The organism is Xanthomonas cassavae CFBP 4642 (genome assembly GCF_000454545.1).
GTDB classification, from domain to species: Bacteria; Pseudomonadota; Gammaproteobacteria; order Xanthomonadales; family Xanthomonadaceae; genus Xanthomonas; species Xanthomonas cassavae.
Genome location: NZ_CM002139.1, coordinates 1,842,290 through 1,868,490 on the forward strand (window position 1 = coordinate 1,842,290; position 26,201 = coordinate 1,868,490).

Genomic DNA, 26,201 nt, shown 5'->3' on the forward strand with positions numbered 1-26,201 from the left:
GTTACTGCGCCAGCTTGTGCAGCAGCGTGCGGCGCTCGCGCATCACCTGCTCGGCCACATCCATCTGCGCGGCCAGCGTGGGGTCGAAGGCGGTCAACTTGATGCCGTCGGGGGTTTCCAGTGCATACACCTCGTCGCCCTTGCCCAGGCGTAGGCGGGCCAGCAGTTCCTTGGGCAAGATGACCCCGGCGGAATTGCCGATGGCGGTGATCTTGAGCTTCATGACGGATTCCCTTGTTTGTACATAAGTTATAACTTGATAGGTGCCAGCCTGCAAGCCACCGCGATGAAGCGGCTCAGCAAGCCAATCTCGCCTGCTGCGACCGATCGGTGTACAAATGTACACCTTGTCACGTCGGTCTCCATCCATGTCCACTTTGTCTCCCCAACGCACCGCGGTGCTGGCCTTCCTGCAGGAGCAGGCCCGCGCTGGCGTCTCGCCCAGCCTGGCCGAGATCGCGCAGGCGTTCGGGTTCGCCTCGCGCACCGCGGCGCAAAAGCATGTGCAGGCACTGGCCGAGGCCGGCTTGATCGAACTGCGGCCCAATCAGAAGCGCGGCATCCGCATGCCCGGCGGTGGCGGGCGCGATGTCTTGCTGGCGTTGCCGGTGCTGGGGCGGGTGGCGGCCGGCGTGCCGATCGGCGCGGATATCGGCCTGGACCGGCAACTATGGCTGGACCGCGCGCTGTTTTCGCTGCAGCCGGATTACCTGCTGCAGGTGCAGGGTGATTCGATGATCGACGACGGCATCCTGGACGGCGACCTGGTCGGCGTGCACCGCAGCAACGAGGCGCGCAATGGGCAGATCGTGGTGGCGCGGGTGGATGGCGAAATCACCATCAAGCGGCTGGAGCGTGGTGCCGAGCGTATCCGCCTGCTGCCGCGCAACCGCGCGCATGCGCCGATCGTGGTGGCGGCCGATGCCGACTTCGCGATCGAAGGGCTCTACTGCGGCCTGATCCGGCAGGGCTGAGATGAGCGAGCCGGTGCAACTGCGACAACACGGCAATGCGGCGGTGGCCATGCCGCTGGACGCATTGCTGGCGGCGCGTACGGTGTGGCGGGCCGGCCATGGCACGGCGACCGTCGGCGGTGGCGAAGCCACCGGGCATGCCGGGCTGGATGCGGTGCTGCCCGATGGCGGCTGGCCGAGGCGCGCGCTGACCGAACTTCTATTGCCCGCCCATGGCGTAGGCGAGATCGCCTTGCTGCTGCCCACGCTGGCGCGCATGACCGGCGCCGGCAGCCGGGTGGTGCTGGTGGCGCCGCCATTCATTCCGTATGCGCCGGCCTGGCAGGCGGGCGGAGTGGTGCTGCAGCAGCTGGAGGTGGTGCAGGCCGAGCCACGCGAAGCACTGTGGGCGTTCGAGCAATGCCTGCGCAGTGGTGCCTGTGCGGCGGTGCTGGGTTGGCCGCAGACCGGCGATACCCGCGCCCTGCGGCGCCTGCAGGTGGCGGCCGACAGCGGCAACTGCTGTGCGTTCGCGTTGCGCGACCGGCGCCATGCGGTGAATGCATCGCCGGCGGCCCTGCGGCTGGAATTCCTGCCCGAGCGCGATGCCTGGCAGGTGCGCAAGTGCCGCGGCGGGCAGGTGCCGTCGCAGCCGCTGCGGCTGGCGCATTGAGGCGCGCGCATGTTGTGGGCCTGTCTATTGCTGCCGCAGCTGGCGCTGGACGCTGTCCTTCGGCGTCTGGAAGAACCGCAGGCGCCGTTGGTGCTGGTGCAGGGGCCGGCGCAGCTGCGCAACCTGCATTCGGTCAATGCCGCGGCCGCAGCGGCCGGCTTGAAAGCGGGGATGCGGCTGTCGGCGGCGCATGCGCTGATGACGCAGGTGCGCACCATCGATTACGACGCGCAGAACGAAGCGCGCACGCAGCGGTTTCTGGCGGCCTGGGCGTATCGGCATAGTTCGCTGGTGAGCCAGCAGTGGTCGCGTGCCATCGTGCTGGAAGCTGCGGCCAGCTTTCGCCTGTTCGGCCCCTGGCCACGCTTCGAGCGCCGCTTGCGCGATGAACTGCAGGCGTTGGGCTTCCAGCACCGGCTTGCGCTGGCGCCCACGCCGCGCGCGGCGCGCGTGCTGGCCGGCCTGCGCGATGGCATGGTGGTGACCGAACTGCAGGCCTTGCACCGCACATTGGACGCCGTGCCGGTGCGCCGCGCCGCGTTACCGGGCGATGCCGGCGAGCGCCTGCAGCACATGGGCGTACGCACGCTCGCCGCAGTGCGTGCGCTGCCGCGCGACGGCCTGCGTCGGCGCTTCGGTGCCGGCCTGCTGGATCACCTGGATCGTCTCTACGGCGATGCCGATGACCCATTGGAGTGCTATGCGCCGCCGGACCACTTCGACCAGCGCGTGGAGCTGGGCTACGAGGTGGAAACGCACCCGGCCCTGCTGTTTCCGCTGCGGCGGTTGATCGGCGACCTGTGCACCTACCTGTCGATCCGCGACGGCGGCGTGCAGCGTTTCCTGCTGCGGCTGGAGCACGAGGAAGGCGCCACCGATGTGGCGATCGGCCTGCTCACGCCCGAGCGTGCGCCCACGCTGTTGTTCGAGCTGGCCCGCAACCGATTGGAGCGGGTGGAGATTCCGCGCCCGGTGGTGGCGATGCGCCTGCTGGCGCGCCAGCTGCCGCCGTTCGTGCCGGCCATGCGCGACCTGTTCGATCAGCGTGCGCAACAATCGGTGGACTGGCCGCAGCTGCGCGAGCGGCTGCGTGCGCGGCTGGGCGACGAGGCCGTCTATCGGGTGATGCCGGCCGACGACCCGCGCCCGGAGCGGGCCTGGCGCCGCGCCATCGGCGATGCAGTACACGAAGCCGCCGCGCCGGCGCGCCCGCCGCGGCCCACCTGGCTGCTGCCGCAACCGGTGCCGCTGCACGAAACGCAGTTGCGCATCGTGTCCGGCCCGGAGCGCCTGGAAAGCGGTTGGTGGGACGACGACGAGGCACGACGCGACTACTACGTGGTGGAAACCGCGCGCGGTCGGCGCGCCTGGGTGTTCGCCGCGCCGGGCCGTGTGGATGGCTGGATGCTGCATGGGTGGTTTGCGTGACCGGACCCAGGCCCGTTCGCCTTACGTCCTGGCCGGCGCATCGCTGCGGCGGTGGCGCACGCGGCCCGCTTTTCGCGCAATCGGCAACAGGATCTGCAGGCGCACGATCTGCCGCGCACTGCAACGTCCGTGCAGGGTCGTGCGCTGCGCAAGAACTGTGTCCATGAGCTGGGACGACGCCGTCGATGGAGTGGACCGTGATACGCCCGGCGGGCGCATGCCGCGTGCCTGGACTGTGGCTGCACGCCTGCGCGCGGCCAATGACGATGTCACCCATGGGGAAGTCGCCGATGGGTTGCCCGCCTATGCCGAGCTGCATTGTCTGTCGGACTTCTCGTTCCTGCATGGCGCATCCAGTGCCGAGCAGCTGTTTTCCCGCGCACAGCACTGCGGCTACAGCGCGCTGGCGATCACCGACGAATGCTCGCTGGCCGGCATCGTGCGCGGCCTGGAGGCCTCGCGTGCCACCGGGGTGCGGCTGATCGTCGGCAGCGAATTCACCCTGGTCGATGGCACCCGCTTCGTGCTGCTGGTGGAACATGCGCAAGGCTATCCGCAGCTGTGCGCGCTGATCACCACCGCACGGCGCGCGGCAGGCAAGGGCGCCTATCGGTTGGGGCGCGCCGAGGTGGAGGCGCAGTTCCGCGCCGGGGTGCCGGGGGTGTTCGCGTTGTGGTTGCCCGGTGTGCAACCGCAGGCAGAGCAGGGCGCGTGGTTGCAGCAGGTGTTCGGCGAGCGCGCATTCGTGGCGGTGGAGCTGCACCGCGAACAGGACGACGTCGCGCGCCTGCAGGCGCTGCAATTGCTGGCCCAGCGCCTGGGCATGACCGCACTGGCCAGCGGCGATGTGCATATGGCGCAGCGCCGCGAGCGCATCGTGCAGGACACCCTGACCGCCATCCGCCACGGCCTGCCGCTGGCCGAATGCGGCGCGCACCTGTTCCGCAATGGCGAGCGGCATCTGCGCACCCGGCGCGCGCTGGGCAATATCTACCCGCCGGCCTTGCTGCAGGCCACGGTGGCATTGGCGCAGCGCTGCACCTTCGATATTTCCAAGCTCGAGTACACCTATCCCAGGGAGCTGGTGCCCGAAGGGCATACGCCTGCCAGTTATCTGCGTCAGCTCACCGAAGCCGGCATCCGCGAGCGCTGGCCGGATGGGGTGCCGAGCAAAATACGCGATGACATCGAACACGAACTGGAACTGATCGCCTACAAGAAGTACGAGGCATTTTTTCTCACCGTACAGGATGTGGTGCGATTCGCCCGGTCCAAAGCAATTCTGTGTCAGGGACGTGGGTCTTCGGCAAATTCGGCAGTCTGCTATGCGCTCGGCATCACCTCGGTGGATCCGATCAAGACACGATTGCTGATCTCGCGCTTCCTGTCCAAGGCGCGTAACGAGCCACCGGACATCGATGTGGATTTCGAGCACGAACGCCGTGAGGAAGTGCTGCAATACGTCTACAACAAATACGGACGCGAACGTGCAGCCCTTGCCGCCACGGTGATCTGCTATCGCGGCAAGAGCGCGGTGCGCGACGTGGCCAAGGCCTTCGGCCTGCCGCCGGACCAGATCGCGTTGCTGGCCAATTGCTATGGCTGGGGCAATGGCGACACGCCGATGGAGCAGCGCATCGAAGAAGCCGGCTTCGATCTGGCCAACCCGCTGATCAACAAGATCCTTGCAGTGACCGAGCATCTGCGCGATCACCCGCGCCATCTGTCGCAGCATGTCGGCGGGTTCGTGATCTCCGACGAGCCATTGTCGTTGCTGGTGCCGGTGGAAAACGCGGCCATGGCTAACCGCACCATCATCCAGTGGGACAAGGACGATCTGGAAACCATGCAGCTGCTCAAGGTCGATTGCCTGGCCCTGGGCATGCTCACCTGCATCCGCAAGACGCTGGATCTGGTAAGCGGCCACCGTGGTCGCGATTACACGCTGGTCACGCTGCCCGATGAGGATGCGCTTACCTACAAGATGATCCAGCGCGCCGACACCGTCGGCGTGTTCCAGATCGAATCGCGTGCGCAGATGGCGATGCTGCCGAGGCTCAAGCCTGCAAGGTTCTACGACCTGGTGATCGAAGTGGCGATCGTGCGACCAGGACCCATCCAGGGCGACATGGTGCACCCGTATCTGCAACGTCGCAAAGACAGCAGCCTGATCAGCTACCCCTCCGAAGGCGTAGAAAAGATTCTCCGACCGACCCTGGGAATTCCGCTGTTCCAGGAGCAGGTGATGGAACTGGTGATCCACGCAGGCTACGAGCCTGATGAGGCCGACAATCTGCGGCGTTCGATGGCAGCCTGGCGGCGCGGCGGCGATATGGAATCGCATCGCGTGCGCATACGTGCCCTCATGGAGGGCAGAGGCTACGCCTCCGCCTTCATCGACCAGATCTTCGAACAGATCAAGGGCTTCGGCTCCTACGGGTTTCCGCAAAGCCATGCCGCCTCGTTCGCCAAGCTGGTGTATGCCAGCTGCTGGCTCAAGCGTCACGAGCCGGCGGCGTTTGCCTGCGGCCTGCTCAATGCGCAGCCGATGGGGTTTTATTCGGCCAGCCAGATCGTGCAGGACGCGCGCCGCGGCAGCCCGGAGCGCCAGCCGGTGGAGGTGTTGCCGGTGGATGTGCTGCACAGCGACTGGGACAACATCCTGGTCGGCGGACGGCCGTGGCGCAGCGATGCAGATCCTGGCGAACAACCGGCGATCCGCCTTGGCATGCGGCAAGTCGCTGGATTATCAGAAGTGGTGGCACAGCGCATCGTCGCTGCACGCACGCAACGGGCGTTCGCCGATATCGGCGATCTCTGCCTGCGCGCGGCACTGGACGAAAAAGCGCGCCTGGCCCTGGCCGAAGCCGGCGCCTTGCAAGGCCTGGTGGGCAATCGCAACGCCGCGCGCTGGGCCATGGCCGGGGTGGAAGCACGCCGCCCGCTGTTGCCGGGCAGCCCGAAAGAGCGCCCGGTGGAGTTCGAGGCGCCGCGCGCGGGCGAAGAGATCCTGGCCGACTACCGCTCGGTCGGCCTGAGCCTGCGCCAGCACCCGATGGCGCTGCTGCGCCCGCAGATGCTGCAGCGGCGCATCCTGGGCCTGCGCGAGCTGCGGGGGCGGCGCCACGGCAGCGGCGTGCACGTGGCCGGGTTGGTCACCCAGCGCCAGCGGCCGGCCACTGCCAAGGGCACCATCTTCGTCACCCTGGAAGACGAACACGGCATGATCAACGTCATCGTCTGGGCGCATCTGGCGCTGCGCCGCCGCCGCGCGTTGCTGGAATCGCGCCTGCTCGCCGTGCGCGGCCGTTGGGAACGCGTGGACGGCGTGGAGCACCTGATCGCCGGCGATCTGCACGACCTCAGCGACCTGCTCGGCCAGATGCAGCTGCCCTCGCGCGATTTCCACTAACCACAGCCAACCCTATCGCTGCGTGGGCGGCGAGGGCTGACGCCGCCCGTGCCCCGAGTCGGCATACAACACCTGACGACCAAGGTGACTGCCCGCTATGCGCATCCACCGACGGCCGCCTGCAACCCGTTGTTGGCCGCTTCAATCCCAACCACCAGCAGTCAGGCGCGGCCAGTGCGCCGGCTCCGCAGGTTTCGCTCGTGCCTTCTCCAACAACCGGCTTGTGCCAGCGAGTCTGCACGCAGCGCCCAGGTACCAGGCAGCGGCGATCACGCACAGGCCGGCAATCGGTCAGCCCGTGCGGCCGTTCCGCACTGGTGCGGTTGTTGCGCATTGCCGCCGATCGCAGACCGCGCCAGCATCGATCCAACTGGTCATGCACCGGTGCGCTCCGGTCCTGGGCCAGGCTACCCACATTCGTACACCCGACAGTGCAAGCGTTTCGCGCCAACGCGGTTCGGTGCGGCATTGCCGCCAGCGACCCGGCGCGCCATCATCGAGCGTCGGCGTCGATGACTTCTGGCTTTCCATAGACGGCCGAGCTCGCCAATGGGCGACATCTCGGCACATCTGCCGGACGATGCCTCGATCGCGCCCCTGCGCCTCACGCGCAGGTGAATCCGGCCACGTCCCAGTCACCGGGAACCAACCGGTCTGTGCTACACCATGCACTCCCGCGCGCCCGCGCGGCCTGTTCCTTCATCCACGAGGCGATCATGAAGTTGGAGGCGTTGTTCGACCAGTTACACACCTTGCCCACCGTGCCCAAGGTGGCGCAGGACCTGATCCGTCAGTTCGACGATCCGGACACCAATATCGATACGCTGGCGCACACCATCGAGCGCGATCCGGTGATCGCCGCCAAGGTGCTGCGGCTGGCCAATTCGGCGCGTTTCCATGGCCTGCGCGATTCCACCAGCGTGGAAGACGCCGCCATGCGCCTGGGCTTCAATACGCTGCGCACGCTGGTGCTGGCCTCGGCGATGACCGGCGCCTTCCGTGCCGGCCCGGGCTTCGACCTCAAGGCATTCTGGCGCCACAGTTTCGAAGTGGCCGGCATCTGCCGCCTGCTGGCGCGTCAGCACGGGCTCGATCCGGAGACCGCCTTCACCTGCGGCATGATGCACAACATCGGCGAGCTGCTGATCCAGTCCGGCGCTCCGGATTACGCCAGCCGCATCAACCACGACAGCTCCTCGGCCGGCCATGCCGCCGAAGAGACCCTGCAACTTGGCTTCGGCTATCCGGAGGTGGGTGCCGAACTGGCGCGCCGCTGGCAACTGCCGGCCGTGATCCAGGACGCCATTGCCTACCAGGTGCGCCCCGCGGCTGCGCCCGACGGTGCGCGGATGCCGCTACTGGTCGCCCAGGCGGTGCAGGTCTCCGACGCGCTGCACGCCCACGGCGGCGCCACCCCGGCGGCGCTGGAAGCGGTGCGTGGGCCGTTGATGGATGGCGTGGACCTGAACGCCTTGTTCGCGGCGCTGCCGGATGTGATCGAAGCCGATCGCGCCTTTGCCGAGTTGCTGCACTGAACAGTGCTTGCCGCTGCGTCACTCCAGACGCAGCGGCTCGAACGCGCGGTCCGCCGCGCTTCGGATGTCCTCGCTCCGGGAACATGCATAGAACTGATCCTGCCCAGGGGATGGCGCTTGATCGAACCGCCAACGGGATGGACTCTGCAGGGTGACGATCAGATTGCGTTGCGTACCCGGCGTCTGGCGATCGACGTAGGCCAGATCCACCACCGTGCCACCGCCTAGCGCGTAGCTGCAATTGACCAGCACTCCGGTGCTGGGCGCCGCCGCGGCGAGGGTGCCGTTTCAGGTGCCGGGCATCGTGCCGCGGCCTGAGCAGGCTGCTTGCCGGATGCATGGCGGCGGCAGGCCGGCCAGAACAACGCTGTCAGTGGACGGATCATGGGTCGGACCTTTCGGCACGCGGCCGCGGTAGCGACGCAAGGCCGATGAAACGGGTTTGGCGGTCAGCACACGCCGCATCGGCCGGAGCGGTGGCGCACAGGCGCTTGTCGATGCGCTGCTGTGCAGGACGATAGCGAGCGCCACGCCCTGGCCGGCGCCGTGTGCGAATCGGTGGCGCCACGGGCGCACCGATCCACACGGGCTGCCGCCAGTTGGCGTCTCCATCGCGCCACGCAAGGCGTCGCCGCCGATGTTGTTTGCGCCACACGCCATACCTTGCACACTGTCACGCCGCGCCGCAGCTGGACTCGTGCAGGCGCAGGCGCTAGCGTGGTGCGGATTTTTCGCCTACAGGGGAATGCCCAATGAGCCACGACGCGCAACCGCGCCAGCTCACCTTCCGCGCCGTTGTGCTGGCCATCGTACTGGCCGTGGTGCTCTCGGCTGCCAATGCCTATCTCGGGCTGTTCGCAGGCCTGACCATCGCCACCGCCATTCCGGCGGCCGTGGTGTCGATGGGCGTGCTGCGCCTGCTCGGCGGCGGCACCATCCTGGAGAACAACATCGTCCAGACCGGCGCCTCGGCCGGCTCGTCGATCGCCGCCGGGGTGATCTTCACCATTCCGGCGCTGGTGATCATGGGCTACTGGCCGGACTTCAAGTACTGGTGGGTGTTGGGTATCGCCGGCATGGGCGGGCTGCTGGGCGTGCTGTTCTCGGTGCCGCTGCGGCGCTCGATGATCGTCGAAGACCCGCTGCCATTCCCCGAAGGCAAGGCGGCGGCCGAGGTGCTCAAGGCCGGCGAGAATCCCGGCCCGGGCCTGAAGATCCTGGCGGTGTCCGGCGCCATCGGCGCGCTGGTCAAACTGGGTGCGGCCAGCGGCCTGCGCGTGATTCCCGATACCTGGGCGCAGGCCACCTACCTGGGCAGCAGCCGCCTGGTGGGCTATATCGGCACCAACCTGTCGCCGGCGCTGCTGGGCGTGGGTTACATCGTTGGCCTGAACGTGGGCATCGTGGTGCTGTCCGGCTCCATCCTGTCCTGGCACATCGCCATCCCGCTGTACCAGCAGTTCTTCATGGGCAGCGATCCGGCCCTGGCGCAGAGCCTGGCCGGTGTGCCGGCCGCCGATGCGGCGTTCGGCATCTGGGGCGCAAAGATCCGCTACCTGGGCGTGGGCGCGATGCTGATCGGTGGCGTGTGGACCTTGTTCTCGCTGCGTAAATCGCTGCTGTCCGGCATCAAGAGCGGCTTTGCCGCCGCGCGCAAAAGTGGCGGCGGCATGGTGGCCGAGACCGAGCGCGACCTGCCGATGAAATGGATGCTGGTGGCGCTGGTGTTGTGCACGCTGCCGCTGCTGGGCCTGTACCAGGCCATCGTGCAGCAGTGGCAGGTCTCGATCCCGATGACCGTCATCATGATCGTGGCCGGTTTCCTGTTCGTATCGGTGTCCGGCTATCTGGCCGGCTTGATCGGCTCGTCCAACAACCCGGTCTCGGGGATCACCATTTCCACCATCCTGTTCGCCTCGGCGGTGCTGGTGCTGTTGCTCGGCAAGGATGGTCTGGTGCCGGTCGGCATCGGCGCGGCGCCGTTGGGTGCGGTGGCGGCAATCATGATCGGCGCGGTGGTGTGCTGCGCGGCAGCGGTGGGCGGCGACAACCTGCAGGATCTCAAAACCGGTTATTTGGTTGGTGCCACGCCTTGGAAGCAGCAGTTGATGCTGGCAATCGGTGCATTTTCCTGCGCGCTGATCATGGCGCCTGTGCTGAATTTGCTCGCCCAAGCCTATGGAATTGGATCCAAGACGCTTCCCGCGCCGCAGGCGATGCTGATGGCATCGGTGGCGAAGGGACTCTTTGGGGGGCAGCTGCCATGGGCTGTCATCGCCATCGGCGCTGGCGTTGGTGCAGTCATCATCGCAGTAGACGAGTACCTGAAAAAGACGGGGAAGCGCTTTCGCGTACCAGTGCTTGCTGCTGCGATCGGTATCTACCTGCCACTAGAATTGATGGTTCCGATCTTCTTGGGCGGTCTGATCGCTCATCTGGTGGAGCGCTATCACAAGATTCGTGCTGACGACGACGAAGGCCGTGATCGCGTTCACCGTCCGGGCGTGTTGTTTGCGGCAGGCCTGATCACGGGTGAGGCCTTGATGGGTATCGGCATTGCACTGCCAATCGTGATTACCAATAACAAGGATGTGTTGGCGTTGCCTGGAGGTTATCAGCTCAATCAATGGTTCGGTCTGGCGATTCTGGCCCTGGTCGGCTGGCTGCTGTATCGCGTCGGCAAGCGTGGCGAACAGGCCGCCTGAGTGTGATGTTGGATGGCACATGCGGTCTGCATGCGCCACCAAACATCAGACTGCAGCGCATTGCGTGCGTATCCATGTCGAGAGCGAATGACTCATTGCCGACCGGCCGCGGGCTGCGGTATCTCGGTTGATTTTCCGGTGCGAAAGTCGTTCCTGCGTCGATCGCGACGCCGGGTAGCGCGCTAAATACTATTCGTCAGGATCAGATCGCGTCGGGCGCCAAGAACCGACCAACGCGTATCCCCAACGTTTGACCGCGTCTGATTGCAAGGCGCTGCACTGATCGGCGAATCCCCCCCCAAGTGTTGCCGGCACGCCGCATGCGCACTTGTGCAGCATCGCCGCATGCAAGGCATGGGTGCCTGCTCGGCCGCCAATCATCGACATCCAACACTTTGCGCCGGCTTTACACCCCGCGCAGCTGCCGTGCATAGCGACTTTATGCCGTTGCTCTTTATCGTGCCGTCTCCCGCACGAACGGTGCGCCATGAGTGCCGCATGCCTGGACTGATTCTGATCCCGCCCAACGCTATAGACCGTGGTGCGCTTATGCGCTGTGCATGACGCGGCAAGGCTAGGCAAATGTCTGGCAGTGCAAGCCTGCGCACTTGTATGCAGTAGGCGTATGCATCGCACAGCGACCGCACTGACGCCGCCCTGAAAAAACCGCAGTTGCGGCACCGCCGATCAAGCGCAGCGCCGCCATACCGCGCGTCGTACCACCTTACACATCCCACTCTTCAACGCTGCACGCTCATGCGATCCGTGCGGCGCTTTGCCCTGGAATCATCGCAATGCCCACCATCACCTCGCGCTCGTCTTCCCGCAAGACACTGCTCGCCGTCATCGTTACTGCAGCGCTGAGCAGCCTCGCAGTTCAGGCGCAAGCGCAAGACGCCACCGAAACGGCGCTTTGCACAGATCGGCCGACCAAGGCCAATGCCACCTGCACCGTGCCTGCCGGCGCCTGGCAGCTGGAAACCGATATCGGCAGCTATACCCGCGACAGCCAACCCGGCACGCGCACGGAAACGTCGTACTTCACCAACCCCACGCTCAAATACGGCGTCAGCGACCGTATCGATCTGCAGCTCAACTGGGCACCGCAGTTGCAGGTCAGGACCACCGACCGTGCCACCGGTGTGCGCAGCAGCCTGAGCGGCGGCGGCGATCTCTTTCTGCGCATGAAGGCGCGTTTCTACGAAAGCGATACCGCCAGCGTGGCGTTGCTGCCGTTCGTCAAGGCACCGACCGCGCGGACCGGCCTGGGCAACGACGAATGGGAAGGCGGCATCGCATTGCCGATCAATTTCGCGCTGCCCAACAGCTTCTCGCTGACCTTCGGGCCCGAGGTGGATTGGTTGGCCGACAGCGATGGCAGTGGCAAGCATGTTGCCATCGTTAATGTGATCAATCTGGCGCGCCCGCTGACACCGAAGTTGTCGATGGCGGTGGAGCTGTGGTCCTCGATCAACCGCGACCCGGCGCAGACCATCGAGCAGTATTCGGCCGACATCGCCGCTGCGTATCTGCTCAATCCGCTGCTGCAGCTGGATGTGGGCGCCAACTTCGGCCTCAACGACCGCACCCCGGACGCGCAGGTGTATGTGGGCATATCGCACCGCTTCTGACGCGCGCAGCGCGCGCTGCGCACACAAAACGCCGCTGCGGTCCGTGCCTGTGCGGACTGCAGTGTTCCGCAGGTAAACACTTCAGATATGCAGCAAATACCCGGTGCGGTGCGACACTCTATCGTCAGTCTGCCGGGCATGCCGGTGTCGGTCTCGCCAGCGATACGCGGGCCCGGGGAGAGGAGTGACAGAAAGTGGGCAGCGATGCTGCCTCTACTGGCCGTCGTGCGGGCACCTTGCAGCATCCAGATCGGAATGCCGGGCGCAGTGCGGGGCGGAATCTCCTGACCGAGGTGTTGCAACGTGGAAACGAAATCGAAGGTGCCGGTCCCGGCCGGGCATTGCTGCTGGTGCTGGGCATGCCGATTGCGCTGGTGGGGCTGATCTTTCTGCTGGGTGGCGCGAGATTGGCCAGCCTGGGCGGCAGCTGGTACTTCCTTTTGATGGGCCTGGCGACCGCGGTGGCCGGGGTGCTGATCGTGCTGCGGCGGCCGGCCGGTGCGCTGGTGTACGGCGTCGCCTTCGCGCTGACGCTGGTGTGGGCGCTGTGGGATGCAGGGCTGGAGTTCTGGCCGCTGGTCTCGCGGCTGATGCTGCCTGCGGCGTTCGCCGTGCTGGTGGCACTGGCCTGGCCAGCGCTGCGGCGCAGCCGGGCGTTGCCGACCGGGCGCACGGCCTATGGCGTTGCAACGGTGCTGGCGCTGGCGGTGGTGGCCGGGATCGGCGGCATGTTCGTGCCGCATCCGCCGGTCGCAGGCAACGCGGGGCCGGGCATGACGGCGGTGCCGCCTGGAAGCGTGCCACAGAACTGGTCCGCCTACGGCAATACCGATGGCGGCAGCCGCTTCGCTGCGCTGGACCAGATCAACCGCAGCAACGTCGACCGGCTGCAGGTCGCCTGGACCTACCACACCGGCGAGATCGCCAACAGCGACGGCAACGGTGCCGAAGACCAGCTGACCCCACTGCAGGTGGGCGAGAAGGTGTTCCTGTGCACACCGCACAATAATCTGATCGCGCTCGACGCCAGTACCGGCAAGCAGCTGTGGCGGCGCGAGATCAATGCGACCTCGTCGGTCTGGCGGCGCTGCCGTGGCCTGGGCTACTTCGACGCCGACGCGGCGTTGCCGACGCCGAGCGTGGCCAATCCCTCGCCGATCGCCGCAGTGACGGTGGCGCAGGACGCCAACTGCCGGCGCCGCCTGTTCACCAACACCATCGATGGTCGCCTGATCGCGGTGGATGCGGACACCGGTGCGTTCTGCCAGGGCTTCGGCAGCGACGGTCAGGTCGATCTCAAGGCCGGCCTGGGCGCTGCGCCGGATCCGTTCTACCAGCTGACCTCGCCGCCACTGGTGGCCGGCACCACCGTGGTGGTGGGCGGACGCGTGGCCGACAACGTGCAGACCGACATGCCGGGTGGCGTGGTGCGCGGCTTCGATGTGGTCACCGGCGCGCAGCGCTGGGCCTTCGATCCGGGCAATCCGCACGATCACCAGGCGCCGGCCGCCGGCAGCAGCTATGTGCGCAGCACGCCGAACGTATGGGCACCGATGTCCTACGACGCGGCGATGAACACCGTGTTCCTGCCACTGGGCGGGCCGTCGACCGATCTGTACGGCGCCGAGCGCACCGCGCTCGATCATCGTTACGGCGCCTCGGTGCTGGCGCTGGATGCCACCACCGGTGCGGAAAAGTGGTCTACCAGACCGTGCACAACGATCTGTGGGACTTCGACCTGCCGATGCAGCCCAGCCTGATCGACTTCCCCAACCAGGACGGCAGACACACCCCGGCGGTGGTCATCGGCACCAAGGCCGGGCAGATCTACGTGCTCGACCGCGCCACCGGCAAACCGCTGACCGAGGTCAGGGAAGTACCGGTGAAGGGCTCGGATATTGCACACGAGCAGTACGCACCGACCCAGCCGCTGTCGGTCGGCATGCCGCAGATCGGCACCAAGCACCTGACCGAATCGGACATGTGGGGCGCCACTGCGATCGACCAGATGCTGTGCCGCATCGCGTTCAAGCAGATGCGTTATGAGGGCCTGTACACCGCGCCGGGCACCGATGTCTCGCTGAGTTTCCCTGGCTCGCTGGGCGGCATGAACTGGGGAGGCCTGTCGACCGACCCGGTGCATGACGTCATCTTCGCCAACGACATGCGCCTGGGCTTGTGGGTGCAGATGATTCCTGCCGACACCCGCAAGGCCGAGGCGGCCGGTGGTGGCGAGGCAGTCAATACCGGCATGGGCGCGGTGCCGCTGAAGGGCACGCCGTATGCGGTCAACAAGAACCGCTTCCTGTCGGCGCTGGGTATCCGGTGCCAGGCGCCGCCGTACGGCACGCTCAGCGCGATCGACCTCAAGACGCGCAGCATCGCCTGGCAGGTGCCGGTGGGGACGGTGCAGGACACCGGCCCGTTCGGCATCAAGATGCATCTGCCGATCCCGATCGGCATGCCCACGCTGGGCGGCACGCTGTCCACCCAGGGCGGGCTCGTGTTCATCGCCGGCACCCAGGACTACTACCTGCGTGCGTTCGACAGTGCCACCGGCAAGGAACTCTGGAAGGGCCGCCTGCCGGTCGGCAGTCAGGGCGGGCCGATGACCTACGTTTCGCACAAGACCGGCAAGCAGTACGTGGTGATCAGTGCCGGCGGTGCGCGGCAGTCGCCCGATCGTGGCGATAACGTGATCGCCTACAGCTTGCCTGACGCGCGCTGACACCGCCTGCCCGTGACGATGCATCGTCTGTCTTTCCTCCCGTGCCGCAGTGCGCTGGGCTACGCCTTGTTGCTGGCATTGCCGGCCACCGCAGTCGCCGCGGGCGATACCACGCTGACCGGCGACTGGGGTGGGCACCGGTCCGCCTGGGCCGAGCAAGGCGTGAGCGTCCGCGGCGACTACGTGTCCGAGACGTTTGGCGTGGTGGACGGCGGCTACGAAAACACCAGCGCGCGCTACGCGCAGCAACTGCGGGTGGGCGTGGATCTGGACATGGCCAAACTCGCCGGCGGGGGCGGTGGCAGCCTGCATCTCACCATCAACGACCGCCGCGGCCGCAGCACCTCCGCCGACCTGGTCGGCAATCGCTTCCCCATCCAGGAAGTGTACGGAGGCCAGTACACCCGCCTGAGCGAGTTCAGCTACAACCGCAGCGTCAACCAGGGCAGGACGTACCTGAAACTGGGCTTCTATGCGATGGGCAACCAGTTCGCCTCGCACACGTTGCTGGTGAACTTCGTCAATGCCGCGTTCTGCGCGCATCCGCTGGCGTTCTCGGCCAATAGCGGCTGGTACAACTATCCGGCCGCGCGCTGGGGCATCGAAGGCGCGCAGCAGCTGACCCCGCAGCTCAACCTGCATGCCGGCTGGTTTCAGGTCAACCCGAATCTGGGCTTCGGTGCCCGCGACACCTACGCGTTCGAGCCGTTCGCCAGCGGCACCACCGGCGCGATCTTTCCGCTCGAATTTACCTGGAAGCCGGCCACCGCACGCTACCCGGGCGTGTACAAGGTCGGCGGCTACTACGACTCCTCGTCGGTACCCAGGCGTGGGCTGGACACCAGCCGCAGCACCGGCCGCGACGGCGCCTATCTGCTGGTCGAACAGAAACTGTTCACCCCGGGAGCGGACCCCAGCATCTGCCTGACCGGATTCGCCCAGTCCATGGCCAGCGACCACGACAGTGCGCTGATGACACGGTGGTATCCGGCCGGCGGGGTGTACCAGGGTATCGGCACACGCACGCAGGACCGCATCGCACTCGGCTATGTGGCCGGCAGGATCAATCATCGGTTGCTCGATGCACGCCGCGCCGGGTTGTTGGAGGCCGGCGTGGCAGCCGATTCGCCACTGGCCGGGCTGAGCGCCGCCGAAGAGCTCTACGAGCTCGCCTACAGCGCGCAGATCACGCCGTGGCTGATGGTGCGCCCGGACCTGCAATACATCGTCAACTCCGGGACCTACGCCTATACCCACACGCGTAACGCGGTGGTGGTCGGGCTGCAGGCCAAACTCACGTTCTGAGTGCGTGCCCACAGCGTGGCGCGCCGTTGCCGCACGGCGCACTGCGCGCTGTGCGCATTCGGCGCCGTGCAGGGCGGCCACGTGCGGCGCCTGCGGGTGCATGACCTTGTGCCTTTGCGCGTGCGCCGCAGCAACGCCTACCATCGACATTTTGCCGTTGCAGGAACTCTCGATGAAGCTTCGTTACGCCGTGCTGCCCCTGTGTCTGTTGACCGCCTTGCCAAGTCTTGCCGCTGCGCGCGGATTCGATGTGCGCGACATGGTCGCGCTGGACCGGGTGTCTTCGCCCACGCTCAGTCCCGACGGCAGCGTGCTGGTGTTCGCCAAGCGGCAGGCCAAGAGCAGCAACGGCAAGCCGGCCACCGGCCTGTGGACGCGCAATCTGCGTACCCGCGATGCCGCGCCGCCCAGGCGGCTCACTCCCGACGGCTGGAACGTCAACAGCCCGGCGCTGTCGCCGGACGGCAAGACGGTGTACTTCCTCAGCAGTAAATCCGGTACGCAGCAGCTGTACGCGCAGCCGCTGGCCGGCGGCGCGCCGCAGCAATTGACCGCCTTTGCGGTGGATGTGGACAGCTACAGGCTCTCCCCTGACGGCAAGCGCATCGCCTTCAGTGCGGGCGTGTTCCAGGACTGCGGTTCGGACCTGGGCTGTACCAAGAAGAAGTTGGGCGAGCGCAAGAACAGCAAGGCCAGCGGCGTGGTCTACGACCAGTTGTTCGTGCGGCATTGGGATACCTGGAACGATGGGCGCCGCAACACCTTGTTCGTCGCCGACCTGCCGTCTGCCGGCGGCAAGGCCGTGGCCGGCGCCTCGGCGATCAGCGCCACGCTGGCCGGCGATGCGCCCTCCAAGCCGTTCGGCAGCAAAGACGATTACGCCTGGTCGCCCGACGGCGGCAGTGTGGTCGCCAGCGTGCGCGTGCCGCAGCCGCATGGGCCGGAGACCGGCAAGAAGGCAACCGCCGGCGCCAAGCCCACCGGCAACGACGAGCCGTGGCAGACCAACTTCGACCTGTACCGCCTGGATGCGGCCGGCAAGGCCGCGCCGGTCAATCTGACCGCGTCCAACCCGGCCTGGGATGCCGGCCCGGTATTCAGCAGCGACGGCAAGACGCTGTACTACCGCGCGATGAAGCGCCCCGGTTTCGAAGCCGACCGCTTCGGCCTGATGGCGATGGACGTGGTCAGCGGCAAGAGCCGCGAGATCGCTCCCAAGTGGGACCGCTCGGCCGGCGAGATCGTCTTGAGCGCCGATGGCGCCAGCCTCTACACCAGCGCCGACGACCTCGGCGAGCATCCGTTGTTCAAGATCGACATCGCCAGCGGCCAGGCGACCAAGCTGGTGGGCGAGGGCAGCGTGCATGCGCCGACCCTGGCCGGCAACACGCTGGCGTTCACCCGCAACTCGCTCAAGAGCGGCGACCAGGTCTTTGTCAGCGATGTGCAGGGCCAGGGTCTGCGTGCGATCACCCAGAGCGCCGGCGAGCTGCTGCCGGACGTGCAGTTCGGCGACTACGAGCAGTTCCAGTTCAAGGGCTGGAACAACGACACCGTGCACGGCTACGTGGTCAAGCCGTACAACTACCAGGAAGGCAAGACCTACCCGGTGGCGTTCCTGATCCATGGCGGCCCGCAGGGCAGCTTCGGCAACGGCTGGAGCAACCGCTGGAATCCGCAGACCTACGCCGGTCAGGGCTATGCGGTGGTGATGATCGACTTCCACGGCTCCACCGGCTACGGCCAGGAATTCACCGATGCGATCAGCCAGCATTGGGGCGACCGCCCGCTGGAAGACCTGCAGAAGGGCTGGGCCGCCGCGCAGAAGCAGTACGGCTTCCTCAACGGCGACAAGGCCTGCGCGCTGGGTGCCAGCTATGGCGGCTACATGGTCTATTGGATGGCCGGGACGTGGCTTGACAAAGACGGAAACCACCCCTGGAAGTGCCTGGTCGACCATGACGGCGTGTTCGACAACCGCACCATGGGCTACGCCACCGAGGAACTGTGGTTCAGCGAATGGGAAAACGGCGGTACGCCCTGGCAGAACCCGGCCGGCTACGAGAAGTTCAACCCGGTGCTGCACGTGGACAAGTGGAAGGTGCCGATGCTGGTCATCCACGGCCAGCAGGATTTCCGTATTCCCGTCGAACAGGGCCTGGCCGCGTTCACCGCGCTGCAGCGCAAGGGCATCGACTCCAAGTTCCTGTATTTCCCGGACGAGAATCACTGGGTGCTCAAGCCGGACAACAGCATCCTGTGGCACGACACCGTCAACGGCTGGTTGAAGCAGCATATCGGCCAGTAAGCTGAGCCATCCCGGCATGTCGCGCAGCGCGGCGTGCCGGGATGATGGTCAACCGTTGCGGGCAATGTGGATCGATCTGCGGCGACGTTTCAATGGGCTTGCAACAAAGCGTTATCTTCCGGGCCGCACCGCAGGCGACTGCGCCACATGCAATCAACGCAGCGCTGCGCTTCTCTGTGTGGCGTGCAGGCGCAGCGCCTGCTTCCCCCGCATGCCGTAGACAAAGCACTCAACGATGAGCTCGCTTGCCGCATACCGGCGGCGCAATGGCAGCTGATCGGCCAGCCGTGTCCTCTCCCGCACGTTAGGTGGACGTGTCAGAATAGCGCTTCCTTAACTTTCCCAAGCCCTGCCAGGATCGCAAGGATGTTGCGTATGCGCACGTTTGCCCGCCCCGCCATGTTGGCGCTCGCCCTGACGTTCAGCCCTGCCTGGAGCGTCGTACCGCGGCCTGCGGCGGGGGCCGCTGCACATAGGCAGGTCAGCGCGACGCCTGTGGCCGGCACGACGAACGATGTGGCCAACAGCGAGCTGCTGGTGCCATTGCCGGCAACGCTGAAGTCGGGCATGAACTACCGCGCGTTCTCGCAGGCGCTCGCCGAGCAGGGCTGGCAGCCGGTCGATCCGCTGGCTGCCGACAGCTGCATGGCGGCAGGCGATTGCGAAATCGAATTCGTCGCACCCACCGCCGGCGCGCGTCTGCGTGTGCAGGTGGGGTCGCAGTCCGGCGCGGCGGTCGTGCAGGCCTGGACGGCGCGCCGCACCCCGGCCGATCACATGGGCGCCACCAGTGCCTCGCTGGACAGCGCCAAGGCCGGCTCCTCGGCAGCCACGCCCACCGTGGCCGAAGATCCGCGCTAGGCGCCTGCAAGCCGCGCGGTCTGTGCGGCGTATCATGAGGCCGCGCGCTGATGGTGTTCGCCGGGATTGCGGCCTCGCCGTCCGATCGCCGCGCCTTTTCTGGTCATGAGCCTACCGTCCTGCATGAAGAGCATCGATCCTGCCGATCTGGAAGCGTTGTTCGATGCCGTGCCGGACGTGCTGTTCTTCGTCAAGGATCGCGAGGGCCGCTACACCCACGTCAACCAGACCATGCTGCGGCGGCTGGGGCTGAAATCGCGCAAGGACCTGATCGGCAAGCGCGTTGCCGAGGTCTACCCGAGCGGGCTTGGCGCCAACTATGCCAATCAGGACGAACAGGTACTGGCCGGCGCAGTGATCGACAACCTGCTGGAACTGCACCTGTTCGCCAATCGCGAGCCGGGATGGTGCCTTACCTGCAAGCGTCCCTTGCTGGTGGAGGGCAAGGTGCAGGGCATCATCGGCATCTCGCGCGACCTGGGCCCGCAGGACGGGCACGAATCGCAGTACGAAAAGCTGCGCCTGGCGCTGGCCTACCTCAATGCCAACTACGCGCAGAACGTGCGCATGCAGGCGCTGGTGGAGATCACCGGGTTTTCGATGTCCAAGCTGCAGCGTTTGTTCCGCAAGGTGTTCCAGCTCACCCCGCAGCAGGTGCTGGCCAAGCTACGCCTGCAGATGGCGATGCATCTGCTGCACGGAAACAAGAGCCTCACCGAAATCGGGCATGCCTGCGGTTTCAGCGATCAGAGCGCCTTCGCACGGCAGTTCAAGCTGGCGGTCGGCATGACGCCACGCGAGTACCGCGCGCTGGCGAACGCGGCGCAGTTTCCTGCCGAACCGGCTTAGCGCGCCTGAGCAAGACGACGGCTCAGTTGCTGAGTCAGCCGAGCACGTGGCTCCCTTACCGCGTGCCGAGCACTGCGTGAATCCAGCGGGATTCCGGGTTGCGGTCTCGTTTGGTAGATGCAGTCAAAAGTCTGGTTCGTTGAGTGTGCGGTGCCCTCGCCGCTTGCGGGACACGCCGTGAATCCGTCCATGGAGGCTCGGTGGCGGCATCCATGCCGCCACACGGTCCCGCAATCGGCGAGGGCACCGCACCAAAAAGTTGGTCGGTGGCCGGGTGAAAAGCTGCCTATCGCTCGACGTGCGTCTGACATTGCGTCGGCACATCAGTAGCGAACAATGCGCATCGTGCACTGCTCTTAACTTTGCGCACCGACCATCTCGACGGGTCCTTGCCCGCCCATCGTCGCGTAATAGCCTACAAGGACGTATTTGCGGCGTGTCCTGCGATGGTAGGCGGGCAAGGACCTTGCAGCCTAACCGCAGCCCGCCGCTCTACTGCCGACCTGGCCGCGCGCGCCGACACCCCAAAGACACGATCGTACAACAACGTAAAGACAGCCGGGGTTACAAATCGCAGCGTCGTTTATGAGCGGCCGCCAGAAGCCTGGTTGAAGGGCGGCCGTCGCAGAGGATGCGCTGATCTTCCGTTCTTCCGTTGAGGATGAATCGCTGCCCGCATAAACGACTTGGGCGCGAACGACGCGAAAGTCGTTCGCGCCCGAGCCTGTGCAGCCCATGCGGATGCGGTTACGCCAGCATGCGCACCTTCGGTTCGCGTGCCCACTGGCGGGTCTTGGCCGCAGCGATGAAGGCCTTGGTGTCGGCGGCCGGAACGATGCCTGCGTCCTTGCCGACATTGCCTGCCTTGAGCAGCAGCTGCGCACCGTCGTCGAAGGCAATGGCTTTCAGATGTGCCCAGGCGTTGCTGACGAAATCCAGTGCGGCCGATTCGTTGGTCAACAGCTTCGCTGCTTCCGAGGACAACAGTACCGCCACTGCATCGAACATGATCGACGGCGTACCGGCCAGCTGTCCGTCGGCGGCCAGCTGCTTGCCATCGCTGAGCTTGGCACCGCCGAGTTTGGGCGCCACGATCTTGACTGTGGCACCTGCGGCCTCGGCCGCCTTGCGCACGGCCTTGATGGCGGCGGCATCGGAACCGTCGTGGATCAGGATGCCTACCGTGCGACCCTGCAAGGTGTCCCTCATCTTGCCGATCAGCTGCAGGGCGGGCGACAACGGCATGTCGGTGGGCGCAACGGCGGCGGGCGGGGCAGGCGGCAGGCGGGTCATGCCCATCCCGTCGGCCACACGTTTGGCCAGGCTTTCGTCGATGTGTCGCAGGTGACCCACGATGGCCTCACGCACATGCGCGGTTTCCACCTTGGACAGTTCGAACACCAATGCCGAGGCAATATGTGCCTGCTCCGGTGCAGTCTGGCTGCGGAAGAACAGCCGCGCCTGGCTGTAATGGTCGCCAAAGCTTTCCGCACGCACGCGGCCCTTTGCGCCATCCTCGGCCGGTGTGGCGTGGCTGGGGAAGCCACGCAGCGCCTCACGCGGCGCATCTGCCTGCAACGAGCTCGGTTCGTAGGCCACGCGGCCCTTCGGCACGCCCATCTGCATATGTCCATCGCGTTGGTTGTTGGCGAATGGGCACTTGGGCGCGTTGATCGGGATCTGGTGGAAGTTCGGCCCACCCAGGCGGCTCAGCTGCGTATCCAGATACGAGAACAGGCGGCCCTGCAGCAGCGGATCGTTGCTGAAGTCGATGCCGGGCACGATGTTGGCCGGGCAGTACGCCACCTGCTCGGTCTCTGCGAAGAAGTTGTCCGGCCAGCGGTCCAGCACCATGCGGCCGACGATCTGCAGCGGCACCAGTTCTTCCGGGATGACCTTGGTGGAATCCAGATGATCGAACGGGAAGGCGTCGGCCTCCGCTTCGGTGAAGAGCTGCACGCCCAATTCCCATTCCGGGAAGTCGCCGTTCTGGATGGCTTCGAACAGGTCGCGGCGCTGGAAGTCCGGGTCGGCGCCGGCGATCTTCACCGCCTCGTCCCAGATGGTGGATTGCAGACCAAGCTTGGGGCGCCAATGGAATTTGACGAACGTGCTGTCGCCCTTCTCATTGAGGAAGCGGAAGCTGTGGATGCCGAAGCCTTCGATCATGCGCAGCGAGCGCGGAATGGTGCGGTCGCTCATCGCCCACATGATCATGTGCATGGATTCGGGCGACAGCGAAATGAAATCCCAGAACGTGTCGTGCGCGCTGGCCGCCTGCGGGAAACCGCGATCCGGCTCCATCTTCACCGCATGGATCAGATCCGGAAACTTCATCGCGTCCTGAATGAAGAACACCGGGATGTTGTTGCCCACCAGATCCCAATTGCCTTCCTTGGTGTAGAACTTCACTGCAAAGCCGCGGACATCGCGCGGCGTATCCACCGAGCCGGCACCCCCGGCGACGGTGGAAAAACGCGTGAACAACGGCGTCTTCTCGCCCACTTCGGTGAAGATCTTGGCAGTGGTGTACTGGCTCAACGATTTGGTCAGCTCGAAATAGCCGTGCGCCGCACTGCCGCGCGCATGCACGATGCGCTCGGGGATACGTTCGTGATCGAAATGCGTGATCTTTTCGCGCAGGATGAAGTCTTCCAGCAACGTCGGCCCGCGCGGCGTTGCGCGCAGCGAGTTCTGGTTGTCGCCAACCGGAATGCCCTGGTTGGTGGTCAGCTGCGGATGGGTACCGCCGGCTTTCTGGTGCAATTCGTCGCCGGTGCCACGCACGTCATGCGTAGTTGCGGAATTGCCGACAGCAGGCGGCTGTACGGATTTGGGGGACTTGGCCATGGGAACTCCACGTTGGCGGGCTTAAGAGGCGAGCTATCCCATCGAGCCTGCGAGTGCCGCCGTTAATTGCGCGTGTCTGCATGCGAACGAATACTCACACGCGAGTATTGCAACGGCGCAAAGCGTGCGCTACCGCACGTCGGTGCTCTGCGGTGCACCGCACTGCTGCCAACGTGATGGCACCTCCGCGATGCGGCGGGGCAACAGGCTTACAGCAAATCCAGCGCCTGCTTGCGCGTAGGAGGAGCAAATGTGCGATCCAGTTCTTCAAGATCCTGCGCCTCCAGATGCAGGCTGCAGGCCGCTGCATTCGCACGCACATGCTCGGGCGTTCCGGATTCCGGGATGGCGATCACCTTGCCACTGCGGATTGCCCAGGCCAGCGCGACGGCGGTCGCGGCGACACCGCGCCGCTTGCCGATGGCGTGCAGCACCGCATGATCCAGCAAGGTACGGCTCCCCAATGGCGAATACGCCATCACGGTCACCGCCTGCTCCGCGCACCATGGCAACAGGTCGAATTCGATCCCGCGGCTGCCGGCGTGATACAGCACCTGGTTGACCAGGCAACGCTGCCCACCATGGACGGCCCAGAGGTCTTCCATGTCGTCGACGTCGAAATTCGATACGCCCCAGTCACGGATCTTGCCAGCGTCGCGCAGTGCTTCGAAGGCATGCACCACCTCAGTCAAATCGCTGCCACCCCGCCAGTGCAACAGGTAAAGATCCAGGCTGCGCACGCCCAAGCGTTGCAGGCTGGCCTCGCAGGCGCGCGCGATACCGCGTGCGCTGGCGTTGCTCGGCAGTACCTTGGACACCAGGTACGGCGGCTGCGCGGTATCAATGGCCTGGCTGATCAATTGCTCGGAACGGCCATTGCCATACATCTCGGCGGTATCGATCAGGCGCATGCCCAGCTGCTGGCCGGCCTGCAAGGCGTCGATCTCCTGCTGCTGTGGATGCCGGCCCTGGCCCAGATTCCAGGAACCCAGGCCGAGTGCCGGCGCCTGCCGCCCGTTGCGGAGTTGCACGGTGGGGCAGGGGGATGACGTGGCGGTGGTCATGGAATGCTCCTGTAACGGTGGATACGATGCACGAAATGACAGCCCGGATGAGACACAGACCAAACTGTGCGACTTCCCTGGCGGCACGGACAGCGTTGCCCATCGCCTGTTACGTGCGGCTGATCCCGGTGCGAAGGTCACGGCAGTGCCGGTGAGGGCGCGTCCGTGTGCGCATCCCAGAACGCACAGCGGTGACGCTGCACGAAATCCGTGGCTGGCCCGATTCCTTGCGGCGACAACATCAACGGAGCATCGCCATCGAAGCGCGGCCACGGCGGACGACCATCGCCATTCGGGTCGCCGGTACGCGCAAACGCACCCCAATAGTCCTGCAGGGTCGTGGAGAACGCCAGCTGCGCGGCAGTGAACCGCGGGGTGCCGCTTAGCACCCAGGGGCGCTGGAACAGGTACACCAGCTCGGACGCGTGATACGCGCCCAGCGGATGCGAGAAAGGCAGGCGCAACAGGCCGTACGGCGCCTGCGGATCGTCGAATTCGTACGCATACACCGGCGCGCGGCTGCGCAAGGCCTGGCCCAGCCGGCGTGTCGGGCAGGCGAATCCGCCATCGGTGACGATGTCGGCAAACGCATCCCAGCGCGACTGCGCGGCAACGTCCGCGTAGCGCGCCATGATCGCGCTAGGGTCGGCATGCATGCGCTTGAGCCGGGCCTCGTAACCGCTGCGCAGGTTGAGCTTGCCGATGTAGGACAGCAACTGCGCAAACAGCCGCCCCTCGTTGCGGTTGGTGCCGATCAGCACCGGCACCTGCGCATGTTGCAGGTTGGCGATTGCCTTGGCGGGCGGCAACGGCAACACCTCGCCGCCGGACATCGGCGCCCACGCATCGCTGCCGGTCAGGCCACGGCGCTGCGGTTTTGCGTCGGCCACGCTGTCGGCGGGCAGCGCGCGCAGGCACGCGGCAACATCGCCTGTGCGCTCGCAGCCAAGCGTCTGCGCCATGCGCACACCGCCGTGCTCGGCCTCGGCACGCGGCAGGCTGGAATCGCTGGCCAGGCAACTGCCGCTCTGCAGGATTGCGCGTTGGAACAGACCGGCCGCGCCCGGTGCGGACAGTTGATAGCAGATGCTCCAGGCACCGGCCGATTCGCCGAACACGGTGACGTTGTGCGCATCGCCTCCGAAGGCGGCGATATTGCGCCCGACCCAGCGCAACGCAGCCTGTTGATCGAGCAATCCGTATGCGCCTTCGCCTTCGCCACGCAGCGTCGGATGCGCGAAGAAACCGAACACCCCCAGCCGGTAATTGGGCGCCACCACGATGACGTTCTGCCGCGCCGCCAATGCACTCAGGTCGTAGTCGACATTGCTGCCCAGCTCCAGCGCGCCACCGTAGATCCACACCATCACTGCGCGCGGATGCGCCGGCGCAGGGCCGGGTGGCGCATAGACGTTGAGGGTGAGGCAATCCTCGGACACCTGCTTCTGCCCGAAGCGATAACGCGGCAGGCACGCCGGCCCGGCCCGGGTGGCATCGCGGACTCCCTTCCAGGCTGGTGCCGCCTGCGGCGCGCGAAAGCGCAATGCGCCCACCGGCGGCGCGGCGAACGGCACGCCCAAAAACACCCGCCCCTGCGCGCCGGCAACACCGCGGACTGCGCCGGCATCGGTCTGCACCACCTCGGCCTGCGCATCGGCCGCGTGCACCAACGCCGGCACCTCGCCAGGGCGGCGTGGCGCGCACGCGGTCAGCGTGCAGGCCGCCAGCAGGAGGATGCCGAAGTGTTTCAGCTGAAGCATGCGCAGGGCTGCCGTGTGCGTGAGGACGTCCGCCATCATCTCCACTGCACGTGTAGGGCAGGCAAACGTGTGACTGGTAGGGCTCCGGCATGAGATGGCCGGGTACACGCGGTGCTGGGGCGTGAGCGGGTATCGCTGC

17 protein-coding genes and 1 pseudogene are annotated in these 26,201 nt (G+C 66.2%); 12 read left to right on the forward strand and 6 right to left on the reverse strand.

What is annotated here, in order from left to right; translation table 11 throughout:
- Window position 1: 1 nt before the first annotated feature.
- Window positions 2-223: an AbrB/MazE/SpoVT family DNA-binding domain-containing protein gene (locus XCSCFBP4642_RS0108275; RefSeq protein WP_029219374.1), complete on the reverse strand. Its 222-nt coding sequence runs from the start codon at window positions 221-223 to the stop codon at window positions 2-4.
- A 145-nt stretch (window positions 224-368) separates the two neighbouring features.
- Between XCSCFBP4642_RS0108275 and lexA the strand changes: the two genes are divergently transcribed.
- The 3 genes from lexA to XCSCFBP4642_RS0108290 are packed head-to-tail and all read left to right on the forward strand — an operon-like array spanning window position 369 to window position 3,054.
- Complete coding sequence (lexA, locus tag XCSCFBP4642_RS0108280) at window positions 369-974, forward strand: transcriptional repressor LexA (RefSeq protein ID WP_029219375.1); 606 nt, start codon at window positions 369-371, stop codon at window positions 972-974.
- A 1-nt stretch (window position 975) separates the two neighbouring features.
- Window positions 976-1,626 carry a translesion DNA synthesis-associated protein ImuA gene (gene imuA / locus XCSCFBP4642_RS0108285; RefSeq protein ID WP_029219376.1) on the forward strand — a complete coding sequence of 217 codons (651 nt, stop codon included), beginning with the start codon at window positions 976-978 and terminating at the stop codon, window positions 1,624-1,626.
- A gap of 9 nt (window positions 1,627-1,635) precedes the next feature.
- Window positions 1,636-3,054 carry a Y-family DNA polymerase gene (locus tag XCSCFBP4642_RS0108290; protein ID WP_029219377.1) on the forward strand — a complete coding sequence of 473 codons (1,419 nt, stop codon included), beginning with the start codon at window positions 1,636-1,638 and terminating at the stop codon, window positions 3,052-3,054.
- Window positions 3,055-3,075: 21 nt separating this feature from the next.
- On the opposite strand, the gene XCSCFBP4642_RS29145 is transcribed toward XCSCFBP4642_RS0108290, so the two are convergent.
- Entirely contained in the window at window positions 3,076-3,219 is a 144-nt protein-coding gene (locus tag XCSCFBP4642_RS29145) for a hypothetical protein (protein ID WP_160170359.1), read from the reverse strand.
- Between XCSCFBP4642_RS29145 and XCSCFBP4642_RS0108300 the strand changes: the two genes are divergently transcribed.
- The gene (locus tag XCSCFBP4642_RS0108300) at window positions 3,218-6,466 is read left to right on the forward strand and encodes an error-prone DNA polymerase (protein ID WP_029219378.1); all 3,249 of its coding nucleotides are present in this window, start codon (window positions 3,218-3,220) and stop codon (window positions 6,464-6,466) included. The genes XCSCFBP4642_RS29145 and XCSCFBP4642_RS0108300 overlap by 2 nt on opposite strands.
- 716 nt (window positions 6,467-7,182) lie before the next feature.
- A complete protein-coding gene (locus XCSCFBP4642_RS0108305) occupies window positions 7,183-8,001 on the forward strand; it encodes an HDOD domain-containing protein (protein WP_029219379.1) in 819 nt (272 codons plus the stop codon).
- 18 nt (window positions 8,002-8,019) lie between these two features.
- Here XCSCFBP4642_RS0108305 and XCSCFBP4642_RS24355 read toward each other — a convergent pair whose 3' ends face one another.
- A complete protein-coding gene (locus tag XCSCFBP4642_RS24355; protein ID WP_033898160.1) occupies window positions 8,020-8,253 on the reverse strand; it encodes a hypothetical protein in 234 nt (77 codons plus the stop codon).
- A gap of 500 nt (window positions 8,254-8,753) precedes the next feature.
- Here XCSCFBP4642_RS24355 and XCSCFBP4642_RS0108315 point away from each other — a divergent pair, with 500 nt between their 5' ends.
- The 7 genes and pseudogenes from XCSCFBP4642_RS0108315 (at window position 8,754) to XCSCFBP4642_RS0108345 (ending at window position 20,388) form a co-directional block, all read left to right on the forward strand.
- Window positions 8,754-10,706, forward strand: a complete 1,953-nt coding sequence (locus tag XCSCFBP4642_RS0108315) for an OPT family oligopeptide transporter (protein WP_029219380.1) — start codon at window positions 8,754-8,756, stop codon at window positions 10,704-10,706.
- Window positions 10,707-11,500: 794 nt separating this feature from the next.
- Window positions 11,501-12,337 (forward strand): transporter, encoded by an 837-nt coding sequence (locus XCSCFBP4642_RS0108320; protein ID WP_029219381.1) that lies wholly within the window; start codon window positions 11,501-11,503, stop codon window positions 12,335-12,337.
- A gap of 773 nt (window positions 12,338-13,110) precedes the next feature.
- A pseudogene (locus XCSCFBP4642_RS30965) lies at window positions 13,111-15,065 on the forward strand (membrane-bound PQQ-dependent dehydrogenase, glucose/quinate/shikimate family).
- A gap of 18 nt (window positions 15,066-15,083) precedes the next feature.
- Window positions 15,084-16,370 carry a carbohydrate porin gene (locus tag XCSCFBP4642_RS0108330; RefSeq protein ID WP_029219382.1) on the forward strand — a complete coding sequence of 429 codons (1,287 nt, stop codon included), beginning with the start codon at window positions 15,084-15,086 and terminating at the stop codon, window positions 16,368-16,370.
- Between the two features lie 172 nt (window positions 16,371-16,542).
- Window positions 16,543-18,678 (forward strand): alpha/beta hydrolase family protein, encoded by a 2,136-nt coding sequence (locus tag XCSCFBP4642_RS0108335; RefSeq protein ID WP_029219383.1) that lies wholly within the window; start codon window positions 16,543-16,545, stop codon window positions 18,676-18,678.
- Between the two features lie 375 nt (window positions 18,679-19,053).
- The gene (locus tag XCSCFBP4642_RS0108340) at window positions 19,054-19,539 is read left to right on the forward strand and encodes a hypothetical protein (protein ID WP_029219384.1); all 486 of its coding nucleotides are present in this window, start codon (window positions 19,054-19,056) and stop codon (window positions 19,537-19,539) included.
- Window positions 19,540-19,662: 123 nt separating this feature from the next.
- On the forward strand, window positions 19,663-20,388 hold the full coding sequence (locus XCSCFBP4642_RS0108345; RefSeq protein WP_029219385.1) for an AraC family transcriptional regulator: 726 nt from the start codon (window positions 19,663-19,665) through the stop codon (window positions 20,386-20,388).
- Window positions 20,389-21,135: 747 nt separating this feature from the next.
- On the opposite strand, the gene XCSCFBP4642_RS0108350 is transcribed toward XCSCFBP4642_RS0108345, so the two are convergent.
- The 3 genes from XCSCFBP4642_RS0108350 to XCSCFBP4642_RS0108360 all read right to left on the reverse strand — a co-directional run bounded on the left by XCSCFBP4642_RS0108350 (window position 21,136) and on the right by XCSCFBP4642_RS0108360 (window position 26,062).
- Window positions 21,136-23,238, reverse strand: coding sequence for a catalase (locus tag XCSCFBP4642_RS0108350; RefSeq protein WP_029219386.1), 2,103 nt, complete (start codon window positions 23,236-23,238; stop codon window positions 21,136-21,138).
- Between the two features lie 209 nt (window positions 23,239-23,447).
- The gene (locus XCSCFBP4642_RS0108355) at window positions 23,448-24,302 is read right to left on the reverse strand and encodes an aldo/keto reductase (protein WP_029219387.1); all 855 of its coding nucleotides are present in this window, start codon (window positions 24,300-24,302) and stop codon (window positions 23,448-23,450) included.
- A 137-nt stretch (window positions 24,303-24,439) separates the two neighbouring features.
- On the reverse strand, window positions 24,440-26,062 hold the full coding sequence (locus tag XCSCFBP4642_RS0108360; protein ID WP_029219388.1) for a carboxylesterase/lipase family protein: 1,623 nt from the start codon (window positions 26,060-26,062) through the stop codon (window positions 24,440-24,442).
- Window positions 26,063-26,201: the final 139 nt, after the last annotated feature.